We start from the raw sequence: 15951 nt of genomic DNA, 5'->3' as shown, positions 1-15951 counted from the left end.
GTGCTCATCAGAGCCTCTCAAGGTCGGTCAGGTTTGCGATGTGGCCGGTCACTTCGAGATCGAAGCCGGTCATGCTCGGCATGCGCCGTGGACTGGCAAGTAGTTTCATTTTTCCCACCCCGAGATCGCGCAGAATCTGCGCCCCGATACCGTAGATGCGCGGGTCCCAACGGGCGGCCGGACGTTTGCTGGCCACAGGCTCACGGAGCATGGCGAGAATGTCCTGACCGCTCTCCGGCCGATGCAGCAAGACGATTACACCCGCCCTTGCCCGCGCCAGCGCCGCCTGTGCCACGTCGAGTGAAAAAGTATGCCGATCCCCGCCCGGATCGAGGAAATCGACCACCGAGAGCGGCTCGTGCACGCGCACCACCGTTTCCTGGTCGGGGCAGATCTCGCCCTTGGTGAGCACCAGGTGCACCTCGTTCGAGGTGCAATCCGTGTACGCGTGCAGCATGAACTCGCCGTGCGCGGACTGCACCGGCTTCGACAGCGTACGCTCGACCAGCGTCTCGTGCTGGCTGCGGTAGTGAATGAGATCGGCGATGGTGCCAATCTTGAGGCCATGCTGGCGAGCGAAGTCAACCAGGTCGTGCAGACGGGCCATGCTGCCATCCTCGTTGAGGATTTCGCAAATCACCGCCGCCGGCTCAAGCCCGGCGAGCAGCGCCAGATCACAGCCGGCTTCGGTATGGCCAGCGCGCACCAGGACCCCCCCCGCGCGCGCCATGATCGGAAAGACATGTCCGGGCTGGACGATGTCGGCAGGCCCCGCGTTGCGTGCCACCGCCGCCTTGATGGTCAGCGCGCGGTCCTGCGCCGAGATGCCCGTGGTCACCCCTTCGGCGGCTTCGATCGAAACCGTGAAGGCCGTGCTGTAGGGGCTCTTGTTGTCACGCGCCATCTGCGTCAGGCCCAGTTGCCGACAACGCGCCTCGGTCAGCGTCAGGCAGATCAACCCGCGCCCAAAGCGGGCCATGAAGTTGATCGCCTCCGGAGTCACATGTTCGGCGGCGAGAATCAGATCGCCCTCGTTCTCACGGTCTTCTTCGTCAACCAGGACGACCATCCGTCCGGCACGCATTTCGACAATGACTTCTTCGATCGGTGAAACATCGGTCGAAGTGCTCTGTGGTGACATTCTCTACATCCTCCGCGGCGGGCATGCGCGCAATTGAGCCCGCGCCCACTGGCGACAAGCCACGCCTTGACTGGTCAAGCCGCATCGTTCCCGAACCCGGCATTCTCTCAGTTTCCCGGCTCCACCGCCATGCGGAGATAAAGCCCCTGGCGCTTTCGCCGCCACTCGCCGCCCGCCACTCGCCGCCCGGCAATCGCTTCGTGGCCAAGGCGGCCAGGTGGGCCAGGGCGGCGATCAACGCCATTCGCCGAGCACCCTGGCCGCAAGCGCGCGGCCAAGCGATCACCCAATCAGTCAATTATTCGTTTTATCATGGTCGCCAGCGAGGGCACAACGCCATCGGCTGATCAATTGAATCGTGACTGGGTGTGCGTCGGCACATTCCGACGAGGGTGAATGCCAAGAAGGCGAAGGATCAGTTCAATGTCCATCAATGAGAGCTTGCTGTTGGTCGCCGCGATAGTGATCGTGTCGTTTTTCGCGTTGCGCGCCTTCAGGACTCGTCGTTCAGCAGACGATCAAGAAGAGCGGGAAGCCACTGAAGAGGCTGCCCGCGCCGCCGCCGAGCGCAAGGCCGCCGAGGAAGCCGCGCACGCCGCAGCCCAACGCCAGGCCGCCGAGGAAGCCGCGCACGCCGCAGCCCAACGCCAGGCCGCCGAGGAAGCCGAGCGTGCCGCCGCCGAGCGCAAGGCCGCCGAGGAAGCCGAGCGTGCCGCCGCCGAGCGCAAGGCCGCCGAGGAAGCCGAGCGTGCCGCCGCCGAGCGCATGGCCGCCGAGGAAGCCGAGCGCGCCGCCGCCGAGCGCAAGGCCGCCGAGGAAGCCAAGCGCGCCGCCGCCGAGCGCAAGGCCGCCGAGGAAGCCGAGCGTGCCGCCGCCGAGCGCAAGGCCGCCGAGGAAGCCAAGCGCGCCGCCGCCGAGGAAGCTGCGCAAGTCGAAGCGGACCGCAAGGCCGTTGAGGAAGCCCTGCGTGCGGAAGAAGAAGAGTGCCTGGCCGTTGCCGAAGCCATTGCTCGCGAAACCGAGCGCCAGGCAGCCGAGGAAGCGCAGCGGCTGGCCGCGGCCAGCGCCCCGCCGGTGGCGCCAGCAAAAGCCAGGACGCCAGAAGAAACGGTGGTGATGATCGCTGACGATTCCAAGGTAGTGCGCGTCAAGACCGGCCGCCTGCTCGGCACCCAGCGCTACCAGGTCGTCATGGCTGAAGACGGACTGGACGCGGCCCAGCAAATCAAGGCCGCCTTGCCGGACGTACTGATTACCGACGTTGATATGCCCGGCATGAGCGGCTTGCAGCTGACACGACAGCTGCGTGCCAATGCCGCCACCGCGCGCCTGCCGATCATCATGGTCACTTCGGACAGTGAGCAGTTGCGTGGTGAAGCCGACGCCGCGGGCGTAGACGTACTGCTCGGCAAACCCTACCCCGAGGAGCAGCTGATCGCCCACATCCAGCGCCTGGCCAACAGCCAGGGCAGCGCTTGAGCCCGCGTTCAGCGAACGCCGGCGTCATGGAGAGCGCGCCTCGCACCGATCACCCGGAAAAGCATGGGCAACGAAACCCCACGCTTGCCGAGTTCGTGATCGTTTGCCTGTGCGCCGAATGGTGCGGCGTTTGCCGCGAGTACCGGGAAGGCTTCGCGGCGCTCGCCCGCCAGTTCCCGGAGGCCGGATTTCACTGGCTGGATATCGAGGAACACGCCGACAACCTGGGCGACATCGACGTGGAAAACTTCCCAACGCTACTCATCAAGCGTCGCAACCTGGTCCTCTTCTACGGCATCATGCTGCCGACACCGAGTCACCTGAAACGCACGCTCGAGGCTTTCCTGGAACAAAGCAGCGAAGAAAGTGAGGAATACGCATTCTCCAGCGTCGACCGTCACGGCTGGCAGGACGACCCGGACCTGCGCCACCTCGATGCCGCTTGCCTGGGAAGACTCTGTCCCCAGGACTGAGCGGGTGCAGCAGCGCGATAGCGCAGCTACATGGCGACCAGCACTCCCTGCTCGTCGCGTAGCGTGCCCACGCGGATCAGGTCGCGAGCCAGGCGGTGCGCCAGCACCTCGTTGCTGAGGTTCAGGTAGCGCGCGTTGACGCTCTGGCAAAAACTCAGGCGCGCAAGAAAAACGGGCAGATCGGCGCGCGGCAGCTGCCGTCTTTCCAGCAAGGCAAAAGCAAGAATCACCTTGAGCGCGTGCCAGACGAGCAGATCGATGTCGTGTTCGAACGCAGCCAGCCGCCGATACGCCCGCTCGAAAGCATCTTCGACGTCGACGAAAGGCGCGCCATGACCGGGGATCACCACTTCGACCGGCAGGCGAGCAAGCACATCGAGCGTTTCACGCGCCGCCTTGAGGCCACCAGCACCTTCCGGATGGCCAAGAAGTTCCGAAAAAATGACCCCGAAGCCATTGCGCCACAGCGCATCACCGGAGATCAGGATACGCCGTTCGGGGTTGTGATAGGCGAGGGCGTCCATGTCGTGACCGGGAACCGCGATCGCCCGCCAGTTGAGACCGCCGAGCTCGATTTCATCGCCAGCGGCAAGCGTCGCATCGTGGCGAAAGCGGGCGGCGGACTGACCAAGCGGTGAAAGCAGCAGCGCCTCTTCGTCCCACTCGGCGATCGTCGCGTCGATTCCGTGCGGAACGACGACCTGGCAGCCAAAAGCCTCGACCAGCGCGGCGTTGCCTCCGATATGGTCAGAATGCGAATGGGTGTTCAGCAAGCGCGTCAGGCGACGACCAGCCAGCGCGTGTTCGAGCAAGGCAAGCGTCTGGCCGGCCTGCGTGACGTAACCGCTATCGATCAGTGCCGCCCGCTCGCCTTCGAGGAAAACGATGTTGTTCGACGACAGCCAGCCGCGTTCAAGAACCAGGAGGTTGTCGGGCAACATCAGGACTTGTCGGGGGAATCGCCGTTCAGTCCCTCATCGACGACCCGCAGCGGCTGCACCTCTTCGACGACGATCCCCTGCGCGGCGTCTGACACCGGCTCGGGCGGGCGCCCGCAGCCAAGGCAGTAACCCGAATCCGGGTCGAACATGCAGACCCCGACACAGAGATAGTCGTCTTCAGTCTCGCTCATGGGCGCTGGCCATGAGCAATGAATTCGCAGCGAACCGGTCCGTGTTTCATTTGCCCACTCCTCGCTTGTCTCGCCGCCGGTCAGCGCTCACAGTCGCCACGAAACTCCCCTCCCGACGCACAGCCGGCGGGGTCGTGCTCAACGCGGCGACGCTCTACAGCGACCAGGATTCTCAGGCGCTGCTCGTCCGGGGCGCGGCTCCAGACGGCAATCTCTTCGATCGTCCGGAAGCAGCCGAGACAGAAGCCGCCGTCGTCGTCCATCTTGCAGACGTTGATGCACGGCGACGCGACGCTTTGCGCCTGCACTTGACTCACGGCCATTTCCTCCACATCAAAAGCCTTGCCCCTGCCTTTAGCCCGTGCGCTGGCGCGCACGCAGCGCGCGCGCGGCCTTTGACGCCGGTTCGCGGCCCAGGTGACTGGCTATGAACTGGCCGGCAGCGAGCAACTTGCCCATGTCGACACCGCTTTCGACGGCCAGCCCCTGGAGCAGATAAACGACGTCTTCCGTCGCTACGTTGCCACTCGCCCCGGTGGCATAGGGGCAGCCACCGAGACCGGCGATCGAGCTGTCGAAAACCGCCATGCCCATCTGCAGCGAAGCGTAGATATTGGCAATCGCCATCCCGTAGGTATCGTGATAATGACCCGCCAGGCGCTTGATCGGCACCACCGTCGCACAGGCTTCGAGCATCTTGGTGATCGACGCCGGCGTTCCGGCGCCGATGGTGTCGCCGAGCGAGACCTCGTAGCAACCCATCTCGAAAAGCTGCCGGGCGACCCAGGCGGCACGTCGCGGATCAACCGGGCCTTCGTAAGGGCAGGCGACGACACAGGAAACATAGCCCCGCACGCGGATCTCGAGGGCGCTGGCGGCGTCGACGACGGCGGCGAAGCGCTTCAGGCTTTCGGCGATACTGCAGTTGATGTTCTTCTCCGAGAACGCTTCCGAAGCGGCGCCAAAAATCGCCACCTCCTGCGCGCCAGCCTCGATGGCCGCGTCGAAGCCCTTGAGATTGGGCGTCAGTACCGGGTACGCTACCTGCGGCCGGCGACGCGGACTGGACAACACCGCGCGCAGGACTTCGGCGCTGTCGGCCATTTGCGGCACCCACTTCGGCGACACGAACGAGGTCGCCTCGATGGTCGACAGCCCGGCATCGGCGAGACGTTCGATCAATTCGATCTTGATCGCCGCCGGAACAATCTGCGCCTCGTTCTGCAAGCCATCGCGGGGACCGACTTCGACCAGTTTGACCTGTTTCGGCAACGCCATTTCATTTCTCCGCGGCAAAGTCGACCAGTTCGGCACCATCGGCAACCTGATCGCCGGCAGCGTAGCAGAAGGCCTTGACGATGCCATTCTTCGGCGCGGTGATCGTATGTTCCATCTTCATCGCTTCGAGAATCAGCAGCGGCGCACCTTTTTCCACCTGCTGGCCGACCGCTGCCAGCAAGGCGACAACTTTGCCCGGCATCGGCGCCGTCAGGCCCCCGCCGTGCGTACCGCCAGCCTCGACCAGGTGCAGCGGATCGTCGCGCAGGATCAGGTAGTTGCTGCCATGCAGGAAGACATACCGCTTCTGCTCCTGCTTCTCATTGACAGCGACGACGCTGGCCACCAGGCGACGATCGTCGAGTTCGACGGCAAGCTGGCCGGCAAAACGTCCGCTCTCGAGAACCCGACCGCGGGCAAGCACCGACTCGCCAGCCAGCGTCAGGCGCCAGCCATCGACCTCGTAGTCAACCGCCACTTCGAACACTGCTTCGCCACTGCGATAGGTGAGCGTGCGTCGCGACTGAATGTTCAGGCGCCAGCCGTCGTGCGAACTCCACGGCGACCAGGGGTCGCCCGAATGGCTGGCCCTGCTGAGCGCCGCCGCCTGCTCGCGCAGCAAACCGGCGACCGCGGCGACGAAAAAGACATTGCGCGGCGGTTCGCTGTGGGCCGGAAAGAGGAACTCGCGGCTGCGCTCGATGAGGCCGGTATCGAGATCGGCGTCGGCAAAAGCCGGACAGACCACCAAGCGTGACAGGAAGGCGACGTTGGTGCTGACGCCGACGATGCGGTAGTCGGCCAGCGCCTGCCACATGCGCGCCAAGGCCGCGTCACGGTCCACGTCCCAAACGACGAGTTTGGCGATCATCGGGTCGTAGAACGGCGTGATTTCGTCGCCCTGTTCGATGCCCGTGTCAACGCGCACGTTGAGGCTTTCGGCCGGCGGCGAGAGATGTACCAGCCGCCCGGTCGACGGCAGGAAATCCTGCTCGGGGTTCTCGGCATAGATCCGCGCCTCGAGCGCGTGCCCACGGATTTCCAGTTGCTCCTGGCGTAGCGGCAGGGCTTCGCCGCTGGCCACGCGCAGCTGCCACTCGACGAGATCCTGCCCGGAAATCATTTCGGTGACCGGGTGCTCGACCTGCAGGCGGGTGTTCATTTCCATGAAATAGAAGCTTCCATCAGCCACGAAAGTGTCGCTGGCGATGAACTCCACCGTGCCCGCGCCGACATAACCGACCGCGCGCGCGGCGTCGACGGCCGCCTTGCCCATCGCCGTGCGCCGTGCGCTCGTCATTCCCGGAGCCGGTGCTTCCTCGAGAACTTTCTGATGACGGCGCTGCACCGAGCAGTCACGTTCGAAAAGATGAACGCAATTGCCGCGCGTATCGGCGAAGATCTGGAATTCGATATGCCGCGAACGGCTAAGATACTTCTCGATCAGCACCTTGTCGTCGCCGAACGACGAGAGCGCCTCGCGCTGGCACGACGCCAGCGCGGCGGCAAAATCCTCGCCACGCTCGACCAGGCGCATTCCCTTGCCGCCGCCCCCGGCCGCTGCCTTGATCAGCACCGGATAGCCGATCGCGTCGGCTTTTACCCGCAGCAGCTCCGCCTCCTGGTCGTCGCCGTGGTAGCCGGGCGTCACCGGGACGCCGGCAGCGCTCATGATCGCCTTGGCCGCCGACTTCGAACCCATGGCGCGGATCGCTGCTGCTGGCGGCCCAATGAAGACGATCCCCGCGGCAGCGCAGGCGTCGGCAAAGACGTCGTTCTCGGACAGAAAGCCGTAGCCGGGATGGATCGCCTGCGCACCGGTTCGGCGGGCGGCAGCAAGAATTCGCTCGCCGACCAGGTACGACTCGCGGACGGCAGCGGGACCGATGCACACCGCCTCGTCAGCCAGGCGCACGTGGCGGGCGTTGGCGTCGGCCTCCGAATAGACGGCCACCGTACGCACGCCCATGCGCCGCGCGGTCTTGATCACACGGCAGGCGATCTCGCCGCGATTGGCTATCAGAATCTTTGTAAACATCGGAGCACCTTTCGCCTCCACGCCGCCAGTGCGCCGTGAATGTCGAGTCAATGGTTCAACAGCGGCAAGCCGCAGGGCAATGCATTTTGATGGCGGTGCGTCGTTCTCCGGCTGGCCACTCCGCGCATCACTCCAGCAGCCAGTTCGGCCGCCGCTTTTCGAGGAAAGCGGCCAGACCTTCCTGGCCTTCCGGACTGCTGCGCACGCGGGTAATGCGTTGTGCCGTTTCGGCGATCGTCTGCTCGTCGATCGGCTGCCCGACGACGACGCGGAGCAGCGCCTTGCACTCGGCCTGCGCGCTCGGGCCGTTGGCCAGCAGGCTGTCGACGATTTCGCCAATCGCCTCGTCGAGTTGTTCCTCGCCAGGAACGATCTCGTGCAGCAAGCCGATCCGGTAAGCTTCTGCAGCCGAGAAGCGCTCGGCGGTCAGCATGTAGCGCCGACTGTAGCGCTCGCCGATGGCCGCCAGGACGTAGGGACTGATCAGCGCCGGAATGATCCCCAGTTTCACTTCGCTGAGCGAGAAGATGGCGTCGTAGGTACCCACGGCGATATCGCAAGCGGCGATCAGGCCGACGCCACCGCCGTAGGCAGGTCCCTGGACGCGTGCAATCGTCGGCTTCGAGAGTTCGTTGAGCGTCGACAGGAGCTCGGCCAGGCGATTCGCGTCGCGCAGGTTTTCCTCCTCCGAGTAGCCGGCAGCGGCGCGCATCCAGTTCAGGTCGGCGCCGGCGCAGAAGCTCTTGCCGGTAGACGAGAGGACGACGACGCGGACATCGGCGTCGGCGTCGAGTTCTCGCAAACCGGCAGTGATCTCGGCGATCAGTTGCGCGTCGAAAGCGTTGTGGCGCTGTGCCTTGTTCAGCGTCAGGATGCCGACACCGGCGTCGACCTCGGTCACTATTGCTTGGTAGTCGCTCATCAAAACCTCGCTCACATCCGAAAAATGCCGAACTTCGTCGCTTCGGCTGCGGCGTTCATCGCTGCCGAGAGGCCGAGTCCGAGAACCCGCCGGGTGTCGGCGGGGTCGATCACGCCATCGTCCCAGAGGCGGGCGCTGGCGTAATAGGGATGACCCTGGACCTCGTACTGGGCGCGGATCGGCGCCTTGAATGCTTCTTCGTCCGCAGCGCTCCACGACTTGCCGGCGGCTTCGATGCCGTCGCGCCTGACCGTTGCCAGAACAGCCGCCGCCTGCTCGCCACCCATCACCGAAATGCGCGCATTCGGCCACATCCACATGAAACGCGGCGAGTAGGCACGACCGCACATGCCGTAATTGCCGGCACCGAAAGAACCGCCGATGACCACCGTGAATTTCGGCACCTTGGCACAGGCGACGGCGGTGACCATCTTCGCACCGTCGCGAGCAATGCCGCCGTTCTCGTACTTGCGACCGACCATGAAGCCGGTGATGTTCTGCAGGAAAAGCAGCGGAATGCCGCGCTGCGCGCAGAGTTCGACGAAATGGGCGGCTTTCAGCGACGATTCCGAAAACAAGATGCCATTGTTGGCGACAATTCCGACCGGATAGCCCCAGACGCGCGCAAAGCCGCAGACGATGGTCGTTCCGTAACGCGCCTTGAACTCGTCGAAGTCCGAGCCATCGACGATGCGCGCGATGATCTCGCGCACGTCGAAAGGCTTCTTGCTATCGCTCGGGATCACTCCGTACAACTCGTCGGCCGCGTACAGCGGCGCACGCGGCTCGCTCAGAGCAAGCGGCGGGCGCTTGCGCCAGTTGAGATTGCCGACGATGCGGCGAGCAATCGCCAGCGCGTGCGCGTCGTTTTCGGCGTAGTGGTCGGCGACACCCGAGACGCGCGTATGCACGTCGGCGCCACCCAGATCCTCGGCGCTCACCACTTCTCCGGTCGCCGCCTTGACCAGCGGCGGCCCGCCGAGAAAGATCGTTCCCTGATCCTTGACGATGATCGATTCGTCGGACATTGCCGGCACATAGGCCCCGCCCGCGGTGCATGAGCCCATCACCGCTGCGATCTGCGGGATACCCGCCGCCGAAAGATTGGCCTGGTTGTAGAAGATGCGGCCGAAATGCTCCTTGTCCGGAAAGACGTCCTCCTGCATGGGCAGGAAAGCGCCGCCCGAGTCGACCAGGTAGATGCATGGCAAGCGGTTCTCGCCGGCGATCTCCTGCGCGCGCAGGTGTTTCTTGACGGTCAGCGGGTAGTAGGTACCCCCTTTCACCGTCGCGTCGTTGGCAACGATCATGCACTCGATGCCGTTCACCCGCCCGATACCGGTGATCAGCGACGCCGCCGGCACCTCGAAGGGATTCTCCGCGCTGCCGCCATACATGCCGTAGGCGGCCAGCTGCGATAGTTCGACAAAGGGCGAGCCGGGGTCGATCAGGGCGTTGACGCGCTCGCGTGGCAGCAGCTTGCCGCGCGCCAGATGTTTCTGGCGCGCGCTTTCAGGCCCCCCGAGGGCGATGCGCGCGACGGTGGCACGCAGATCGGCAACGACCGCACGCATGGCCTCGCCGTTGGCCTTGAATTCGGCACTCCGCGCGTTGAGCTGGGTTTGCAGTACGGGCATCAGAAACCTCCAGAGGTCAGCCAGCGATCGAGCTGTGGCAGCCGGTCAACACCGAAAAAACGGCTCGCCGTCGACGATCATGTACGGCGAACCAAAAACACCCCTGGCGAGCGCCGCGTCGCCTTCGTCTTTCAGCCGCTGCTTGAGTTCGGGGCCGTTCAGCGCGACAGACAGGGAGTCGCGATCGGCTCCGTGCCGCGCCGCCAGTTCGAGGACCACGTCCAGGTCGGAGATGTCGCGCCCCTCGGCGTAGAACGCGCGGAAAAGCGAGTGCGCGAAGGCCCGCGCCGTTGCACAGTCCTGATCGTCCAGCCAGTAATAGGCGCGCGCCGCGTGCTGGGTAGCGAGCGGAAACTTCGCCGGATGGCGGTAATGCACAGAGAGGAAGCGCGCCGAGCGCGAGAAGTCGTGCACCGAGTACTCGCCCTTGAGCGGCACCAGCGTCAAGGGCGCGGCGCCGGTGTGCTTGAACACCACGCCGAGCAGAATCGGCCGCCATCTGACCTGGCGCCCGTGGCTCCTGGCGAGTTCGTCGATCTTCTCGGAGGCCAGGTAGCCATACGGCGACGAGAAGTCGAAGTAGAAATCGATGGGTTCCGGCATGGCTTGGTCTTCCCGATGAGTGGATGTGTTGACGATTCAGGCGCAAAGCCCGGGGGAAGCGACTTCGCTACGGACCGATATCAGCCAAGCAGTTTGTCGTGGTCGGCATGGGTACCTATCCAGATGCAAAGGAAACCGCCCGCAAGCGGTATGGCGAGCGGACCTTGAGCCAGGCGGGGTCCGCCTCCGGCCGCAGCGCGTGGCGGCTCATGTCAGGCGTCGGCAACGGCGCGGCCGATGACCAGCCGCTGGATGTCGTTGGCGCCCTCGTAAATCTGGCAGACGCGGACGTCGCGGTAGATCCGCTCGACCGGGAAATCGCTGACGTAGCCATAACCGCCGAGAATCTGGATGGCGTCCGAACAGACCTTCTCGGCCATTTCGGAGGCGAACATCTTGGCCATCGACGCCTCCTTGAGGCAGGGCTTGCCGGCATCCTTGAAAGTTGCGGCGCGCCAGACCATCAGCCGCGCGGCGTCGATCTGGGTGGCCATGTCGGCAAGGCGGAAGCTGACCGCCTGGTGTTCGATGATCGGCTTGCCGAAGGTTTCGCGGTCCTTGGCGTACTGCACCGCGCATTCGAAGGCGGCGCGCGCCATGCCGACCGACTGCGCGGCGATGCCGATGCGGCCGGCTTCGAGGTTCGACAGGGCAATACGGTAGCCGTCGCCTTCCTGGCCGAGCAGGCAGGACGCCGGAACACGGCAGTCTTCGAACAGGATCTTGGGCAGTATCCGAAGCACGCTGTCCCATCTTTTCCTCGATGCGCGCAACGATATAGCCGGGGGTGTCGGTGGGCACCAGGAAACACGAGATGCCTTTCTTGCCCGCAGCCTTGTCGGTCACCGCGAAGACGATCGCCACCCTGGCCCGTATTTTGCCGGTGGTGATGAACTGCTTGACGCCATTGAGGACGAAATGGTCGCCCGTCGCGGTCGGCACGGGTAGTGATCGCTGCGGCGTCGGACCCGGTGTGCGGTTCGGTCAGGCAGAGCAGCCGAGTTTTCTCGCCGCTGGCCAGCGGTTTGAGCCCAGGTTTCCTTCTGCTCGTCGGAAGCCGTACTTCATGGTGATCCCGCAGGCCAGCGAGTTCTGAGACGCTGACGATGGTCGAGGTGGCGCCATCACCGGCAAGCGATTTCCTCGATCACCAGCACCAGCGACATGTAGGTCCATGCCGGCACCGCCCCACTCCTCGGGAACCACCATTCCCGAGCGCGCCAAGTTCGCCGAGTTCGCGTAAAGGCCTCAGCCGGAAACTGTGTGATTGCGGTCCCATTCGCCGGCGAAGGGGGCCAGACGCTCGCGCGCGAATTCACGCAGCGAGTCACGAATCATTTCCTGTTCCTGAGTCAGAATCATGCAGCTTTCTCCTTGAGGTTCGCACCGGACGCAAGTTTCACGCCGGCGCGATTGGTAATGTAGACGCCGGCAATCACCAGGGCGCCGCCGCCTCAGCAACGGCCAGCCCGAGCCGCTCTCCGAGCAGCACGGCACCAAGGATGACGGCGCTGACCGGCACCAGATTGATGAACGCCGCCGAACGCGTGGCGCCGATGCGCTGTACGGCCTCGGCGTACCAGGTGAAAGCCAGGGCGGTGCCGAAAAGTCCGAGGAAAACGATTGCGCTCCAGCCACGCCAGGTCGTTTCTGACAGCGAAAAGAGCGAACCCTGCAGCAGGGCCGCGCCGGTCAGCATCAACCAGCCGGTGACACTGGCGCCGAAAGTCATCGCCAGCGGCGAGAGCGAGCGGGTACCGCGCCGCCCGAGGAAGGTGTAGATCGTCCACATCACGGCGCAGCCGATGTCAGCCATTCGCCGAGCCCCACCTCGCCGGCGAGCAGCAGAGAGGGATGGCCATTGGTGACCACCAGCAGGCAGCCGAAGGCAGCCAGGCCGATGCCGAGCGCCTTGTCGGCGACATCGGCGCGCCGAACAGCAGCCAGTCGCTGGCGGCGATCAGCGCCGGCGTCAGCGCCACGACCCAGCGCACCACGGCCGGCCTGAATCATCGTCATGCCGTAGAGAAAGCAGACGTTGTAAAGGAAGATACCGGTGGCGCCGAGCGCGGGTGAGCGTCAGCCACTCGCCGAGGCGACCACCGCGGCCAGCCTTCGCGAACGACCAGCAAGGCGCCGAGAACCAGCGCCGCGAGCAGGAAGCGCCAGCTGGCCACGGCCAGCGGCGCCGCTTCGCTGACCGCGATGCGCGCGGCCGACCCACGTCCGCCCCCACAGCGCCGCCGTGGAAATCAGCTTGAAATAGGTTCGCCGGCGACGCAGAAATCCGCTCCGGGTAAGTGACAAGTGAGCCGTCACGTCAGCCCTGCAAGGCTTCGAGTGCCGTCAGATAGGTGGGCAGCAGGTCTTCCTGGCGGTGCACGGTAAACACCGAGGTCGCGCATCAGACCGGTCCTTGAGGCCGTAGATCCAGCCGTGCACGGTCCAGCGGCTGGCCACGCTGCCAGGCATCCTGGACGACGAAGGTCTGGCAGACGTTGGCCACCTGTTCGAGGACGTTGAGCTCGCACAGGCGGGTCATGTCGCTGCTCGGGCGGCAGCTGTCGACGCGCGCCAGATGCTTGTCGTGCACGTCTCGCACGTGCCGCAGCCAGATGTCGACCAGGCCGACGCTGGTCACGATTGAGCGCCGCCTTCACCCCCCCGCAACCGTAATGGCCGACGACCATTACGTGCCGCACCTTGAGCGCATCGACCGCGAACTGTATCACCGACAGGCAGTTGAGATCGGTATGCACGACGACGTTGGCGACGTTGCGATGCACGAAGAATCTCGCCCGGCAGCAGGCCGACGATCTCGTTCGCCGGCACCCGCGAATCGGAACAGCCGATCCAACAGATACTCTGGCGTCTGCAGCCGCGACAGGCGCATGAAATACTCGGCGTCGCTTTCCTGCATGCGATTCGACCAGGCGCGGTTGAAGTCGAAGAGGTGAAAGAGGTTTTCGTTGGCCACTTCCTCCTCGGTCCAGTTCTGCAGATCGAGGGGCGAGAAACATGGTCCCCTCGATCGGCGTCTGGTAGTACGCGGGCGCTTCGTGAAAACCCAATTCACGATACAGGCGGACGGCGACGCGCATCGACGGCAGGGTGTCGAGCAGCAGCCGCTTGTAACCGATATCCTTGGCCGCCTTGATCGCCGCCAGCGCCAGCTCGAGACCGACGCCACCACCGCGCTGCCCGGCTCGACGTACAGGCGCTTCATTTCGCAGAGACCCGCGGACAGCGGCCGGATGCCGACGCAGCCCGCCGGCTGGCCGTCGCGCTCGGCGTAGAACAAGCGACCCGATGGGGCCGCATAGGCGCCCGGCAGCGACGCCATTTCCTCCTCGAAACCCTGGAATGACAGATCGACGCCCAGCCAGGCGGCATAGTTGCGGAAGAACTGGCGAACGTGTTCGACAGCAGCGCTGTCGTCGGCGGTAAGGTTGCGCAGGATGGTGGTCATGATCTTCCCGAAAGCTGCGGACAAGGGCTGCAGAATAGCTGCTGGAAACGCGCTACGCCGTGGCGGCAGGCATGTTCCCGCGCAGCGGCGTAACGCTCAGTGTAGGGCGCATGGCGCCTCAGAGCGTGTCGGCGAACAGTTCGCGACCAATCAGCATACGGCGGATTTCCGAAGTACCGGCGCCGATTTCGTAAAGCTTCGCGTCGCGCCACAGCCTGCCGGCCGGATACTCGTTGATGTAGCCGTTGCCGCCGAGCGTCTGGATGGTCTCGCCGGCCATCCAGGTTGCCTTTTCGGCGGCGTAGAGAATCGCGCCTGCGGCGTCCTTGCGCGTCGTTTCGCCGCGATCGCAAGCCTGGCCCACGGCATAGACGTAGGCCCGGCAGACGTTGAAGGTGGTGTACATGTCGGCGACCTTGCCCTGCATCAACTGGAACTCGCCGATCGCCTGCCCGAACTGCTGGCGGTCGTGCAGGTAGGGCAGCACCAGGTCCATCGCCGCGGCCATGATCCCCAGCGGCCCGCCGGCGAGCACCGCGCGCTCGTAATCGAGGCCGCTCATGAGCACGCGCACGCCGCCGTTGACCTGGCCAAGGACGTTGTCCAGCGGCACTTCGCAGTCGTCGAAGAACAGCGGGTAGGTGTTCGAGCCGCGCATGCCGAGCTTGTCGAGCTTCGAGCCGCAGGAGAAGCCCTTCATTCCCTTCTCGACGATCAGCGCGGTGATTCCCTTCGCCCCGGCGTTGATGTCGGTCTTCGCGTAAACCACCAGGGTGTCGGCGTCACCGCCGTTGGTGATCCACATCTTGCCGCCGTTGAGCACAAGGTGGTCACACCCTGGCTTCGGCGCGCAGCTTCATGCTCACCACATCGGAACCGGCATTCGCTTCGGACATCGCCAGCGCGCCGACGTGCTCGCCGGAAATCAGCTTCGGCAAATACCTGGCCTTCTGCGCTGCGTTGCCGTTGCGCCCGATCTGGTTGACGCAAAGGTTGGAGTGCGCGCCATACGAGAGTCCGACGCTCGCCGACGCCCGCGAAACCTCTTCCATGGCGATGATGTTGCGCCAGGTAGCCGAGCCCGGTTCCGCCGTACTCCTCGTCGGCGGTCATCCCGAGCAACCCCATGTCGCCGAACTTGCGCCACAGATCGGCGGGAAACAGGTTGTCGCGATCGATGGCCTCGGCACGCGGTGCGATTTCGGCAGCAGCAAAGCCGCGAATGCTTTCCCGCAGCATGTCGATCGTTTCGCCGTGGGCAAAGTTGAGGCTCGGATATTCCATGTCTCTCGCTCCTTGGGTGGGCTGGGGCAGGTACTAGCGCGGATGCTCTTTCTTGCCGTGCACGGTCATGATCGTCTGCTGCATCAAGGCACACATGCTCTTGCGGCCATGCTGAACGGCAAACACTTCGGCGCGGGTGACGATCAGCGTCCGCCCGTAGCGGAGTACCGACCCCTCGGCAATCAGCAGATCGCCCTCGGCCGGCGCGAGCAGGTTGAGCTTGTACTCGACGGTCAGCACGCCCGTCTCCGGCGCGGTCAGCGTACTGGCGGCGTAACCGGCCGCCGAGTCGGCGATCATGCCCACCACTCCGCCATGGATGTAGCCATGCTGCTGCGTGATTTCGGCTTTATGCGGCAAATGGATCTCGGTGTACCCGGGCTCGACCACCGCCATGCGGGCGCCAATCAGCGCCATCGCCTGCTGGCGATCGAAGCTGGCGCGGACACGTTCGGCAAAATCGGAATCCTGAGCTTTGTGCATGACCGCCATTTA

At 64.7% G+C, this 15951-nt stretch carries 15 protein-coding genes and 3 pseudogenes; 4 read left to right on the top strand and 14 right to left on the bottom strand.

Annotation, left to right across the window (positions count from 1 at the left end; genetic code table 11):
* Positions 1-7: 7 nt before the first annotated feature.
* Positions 8-1141 carry a bifunctional 3,4-dihydroxy-2-butanone-4-phosphate synthase/GTP cyclohydrolase II gene (ribBA, locus tag QZ634_RS20975; protein WP_291991407.1) on the bottom strand — a complete coding sequence of 378 codons (1134 nt, stop codon included), beginning with the start codon at positions 1139-1141 and terminating at the stop codon, positions 8-10.
* Between the two features lie 23 nt (positions 1142-1164).
* On the opposite strand from ribBA, the gene QZ634_RS20970 reads away from it, so the two are divergent.
* The 3 genes from QZ634_RS20970 to QZ634_RS20960 all read left to right on the top strand — a co-directional run bounded on the left by QZ634_RS20970 (position 1165) and on the right by QZ634_RS20960 (position 3093).
* Positions 1165-1488, top strand: a complete 324-nt coding sequence (locus tag QZ634_RS20970; protein WP_291989282.1) for a hypothetical protein — start codon at positions 1165-1167, stop codon at positions 1486-1488.
* 76 nt (positions 1489-1564) lie between these two features.
* Positions 1565-2620, top strand: a complete 1056-nt coding sequence (locus QZ634_RS20965; protein WP_291991406.1) for a response regulator — start codon at positions 1565-1567, stop codon at positions 2618-2620.
* 26 nt (positions 2621-2646) lie between these two features.
* On the top strand, positions 2647-3093 hold the full coding sequence (locus QZ634_RS20960) for a thioredoxin family protein (protein ID WP_291989283.1): 447 nt from the start codon (positions 2647-2649) through the stop codon (positions 3091-3093).
* 26 nt (positions 3094-3119) lie between these two features.
* On the opposite strand, the gene QZ634_RS20955 is transcribed toward QZ634_RS20960, so the two are convergent.
* The 10 genes and pseudogenes from QZ634_RS20955 to QZ634_RS20910 form a co-directional block, all read right to left on the bottom strand.
* Positions 3120-4034 (bottom strand): MBL fold metallo-hydrolase, encoded by a 915-nt coding sequence (locus QZ634_RS20955; RefSeq protein WP_291989285.1) that lies wholly within the window; start codon positions 4032-4034, stop codon positions 3120-3122.
* A complete protein-coding gene (locus QZ634_RS20950; protein ID WP_043570425.1) occupies positions 4034-4225 on the bottom strand; it encodes a DUF1289 domain-containing protein in 192 nt (63 codons plus the stop codon). Before QZ634_RS20950 ends, QZ634_RS20955 begins: the two co-directional genes overlap by 1 nt.
* A gap of 80 nt (positions 4226-4305) precedes the next feature.
* Positions 4306-4548 (bottom strand): DUF1289 domain-containing protein, encoded by a 243-nt coding sequence (locus QZ634_RS20945; RefSeq protein WP_291989287.1) that lies wholly within the window; start codon positions 4546-4548, stop codon positions 4306-4308.
* Between the two features lie 31 nt (positions 4549-4579).
* Positions 4580-5503 (bottom strand): hydroxymethylglutaryl-CoA lyase, encoded by a 924-nt coding sequence (locus tag QZ634_RS20940; protein WP_291989289.1) that lies wholly within the window; start codon positions 5501-5503, stop codon positions 4580-4582.
* 1 nt (position 5504) lies between these two features.
* The gene (locus tag QZ634_RS20935; protein ID WP_291989290.1) at positions 5505-7541 is read right to left on the bottom strand and encodes an acetyl/propionyl/methylcrotonyl-CoA carboxylase subunit alpha; all 2037 of its coding nucleotides are present in this window, start codon (positions 7539-7541) and stop codon (positions 5505-5507) included.
* Between the two features lie 127 nt (positions 7542-7668).
* Positions 7669-8463, bottom strand: coding sequence for an enoyl-CoA hydratase/isomerase family protein (locus tag QZ634_RS20930; protein ID WP_291989292.1), 795 nt, complete (start codon positions 8461-8463; stop codon positions 7669-7671).
* 11 nt (positions 8464-8474) lie between these two features.
* Complete coding sequence (locus QZ634_RS20925) at positions 8475-10100, bottom strand: carboxyl transferase domain-containing protein (protein ID WP_291989294.1); 1626 nt, start codon at positions 10098-10100, stop codon at positions 8475-8477.
* Between the two features lie 45 nt (positions 10101-10145).
* The gene (locus QZ634_RS20920; protein WP_366145435.1) at positions 10146-10703 is read right to left on the bottom strand and encodes a 2-hydroxychromene-2-carboxylate isomerase; all 558 of its coding nucleotides are present in this window, start codon (positions 10701-10703) and stop codon (positions 10146-10148) included.
* 212 nt (positions 10704-10915) lie between these two features.
* Positions 10916-12065, bottom strand: a pseudogene (locus QZ634_RS20915) (acyl-CoA dehydrogenase family protein).
* Positions 12066-12138: 73 nt separating this feature from the next.
* Positions 12139-12519: a DMT family transporter gene (locus QZ634_RS20910; protein WP_291991405.1), complete on the bottom strand. Its 381-nt coding sequence runs from the start codon at positions 12517-12519 to the stop codon at positions 12139-12141.
* 38 nt (positions 12520-12557) lie between these two features.
* Between QZ634_RS20910 and QZ634_RS20905 the strand changes: the two genes are divergently transcribed.
* On the top strand, positions 12558-12779 hold the full coding sequence (locus QZ634_RS20905; RefSeq protein ID WP_291991404.1) for a hypothetical protein: 222 nt from the start codon (positions 12558-12560) through the stop codon (positions 12777-12779).
* Between the two features lie 244 nt (positions 12780-13023).
* On the opposite strand, the pseudogene can reads toward QZ634_RS20905, so the two are convergent.
* The 3 genes and pseudogenes from can to QZ634_RS20890 all read right to left on the bottom strand — a co-directional run bounded on the left by can (position 13024) and on the right by QZ634_RS20890 (position 15948).
* Positions 13024-14172, bottom strand: a pseudogene (gene can / locus QZ634_RS21615) (carbonate dehydratase).
* Positions 14173-14290: 118 nt separating this feature from the next.
* Positions 14291-15456 (bottom strand): annotated as a pseudogene (locus QZ634_RS20895) (isovaleryl-CoA dehydrogenase).
* 33 nt (positions 15457-15489) lie between these two features.
* The gene (locus tag QZ634_RS20890) at positions 15490-15948 is read right to left on the bottom strand and encodes a PaaI family thioesterase (protein ID WP_291989306.1); all 459 of its coding nucleotides are present in this window, start codon (positions 15946-15948) and stop codon (positions 15490-15492) included.
* Positions 15949-15951 lie beyond the last annotated feature (3 nt).

Origin of the sequence: Candidatus Accumulibacter sp. ACC007, assembly GCF_907163205.1 — a bacterium.
Lineage (GTDB): Bacteria > Pseudomonadota > Gammaproteobacteria > Burkholderiales > Rhodocyclaceae > Accumulibacter > Accumulibacter regalis.
The sequence above is the reverse complement of the archived record's forward strand: the minus strand, read 5'-3'. Positions and strand labels throughout refer to the sequence as shown.

What these genes read in the sequence shown, in the direction of transcription:
- ribBA (WP_291991407.1), bottom strand. Translation starts at nt 1,141, where the DNA reads ATGTCACCACAGAGCACTTCGACCGATGTTTCACCGATCGAAGAAGTC.
- QZ634_RS20970 (WP_291989282.1), top strand. Translation starts at nt 1,165, where the DNA reads ATGCGCGCAATTGAGCCCGCGCCCACTGGCGACAAGCCACGCCTTGAC.
- QZ634_RS20965 (WP_291991406.1), top strand. Translation starts at nt 1,565, where the DNA reads ATGTCCATCAATGAGAGCTTGCTGTTGGTCGCCGCGATAGTGATCGTG.
- QZ634_RS20960 (WP_291989283.1), top strand. Translation starts at nt 2,647, where the DNA reads ATGGAGAGCGCGCCTCGCACCGATCACCCGGAAAAGCATGGGCAACGA.
- QZ634_RS20955 (WP_291989285.1), bottom strand. Translation starts at nt 4,034, where the DNA reads ATGTTGCCCGACAACCTCCTGGTTCTTGAACGCGGCTGGCTGTCGTCG.
- QZ634_RS20950 (WP_043570425.1), bottom strand. Translation starts at nt 4,225, where the DNA reads ATGAGCGAGACTGAAGACGACTATCTCTGTGTCGGGGTCTGCATGTTC.
- QZ634_RS20945 (WP_291989287.1), bottom strand. Translation starts at nt 4,548, where the DNA reads ATGGCCGTGAGTCAAGTGCAGGCGCAAAGCGTCGCGTCGCCGTGCATC.
- QZ634_RS20940 (WP_291989289.1), bottom strand. Translation starts at nt 5,503, where the DNA reads ATGGCGTTGCCGAAACAGGTCAAACTGGTCGAAGTCGGTCCCCGCGAT.
- QZ634_RS20935 (WP_291989290.1), bottom strand. Translation starts at nt 7,541, where the DNA reads ATGTTTACAAAGATTCTGATAGCCAATCGCGGCGAGATCGCCTGCCGT.
- QZ634_RS20930 (WP_291989292.1), bottom strand. Translation starts at nt 8,463, where the DNA reads ATGAGCGACTACCAAGCAATAGTGACCGAGGTCGACGCCGGTGTCGGC.
- QZ634_RS20925 (WP_291989294.1), bottom strand. Translation starts at nt 10,100, where the DNA reads ATGCCCGTACTGCAAACCCAGCTCAACGCGCGGAGTGCCGAATTCAAG.
- QZ634_RS20920 (WP_366145435.1), bottom strand. Translation starts at nt 10,703, where the DNA reads ATGCCGGAACCCATCGATTTCTACTTCGACTTCTCGTCGCCGTATGGC.
- QZ634_RS20910 (WP_291991405.1), bottom strand. Translation starts at nt 12,519, where the DNA reads ATGGCTGACATCGGCTGCGCCGTGATGTGGACGATCTACACCTTCCTC.
- QZ634_RS20905 (WP_291991404.1), top strand. Translation starts at nt 12,558, where the DNA reads ATGGCCATTGGTGACCACCAGCAGGCAGCCGAAGGCAGCCAGGCCGAT.
- QZ634_RS20890 (WP_291989306.1), bottom strand. Translation starts at nt 15,948, where the DNA reads ATGGCGGTCATGCACAAAGCTCAGGATTCCGATTTTGCCGAACGTGTC.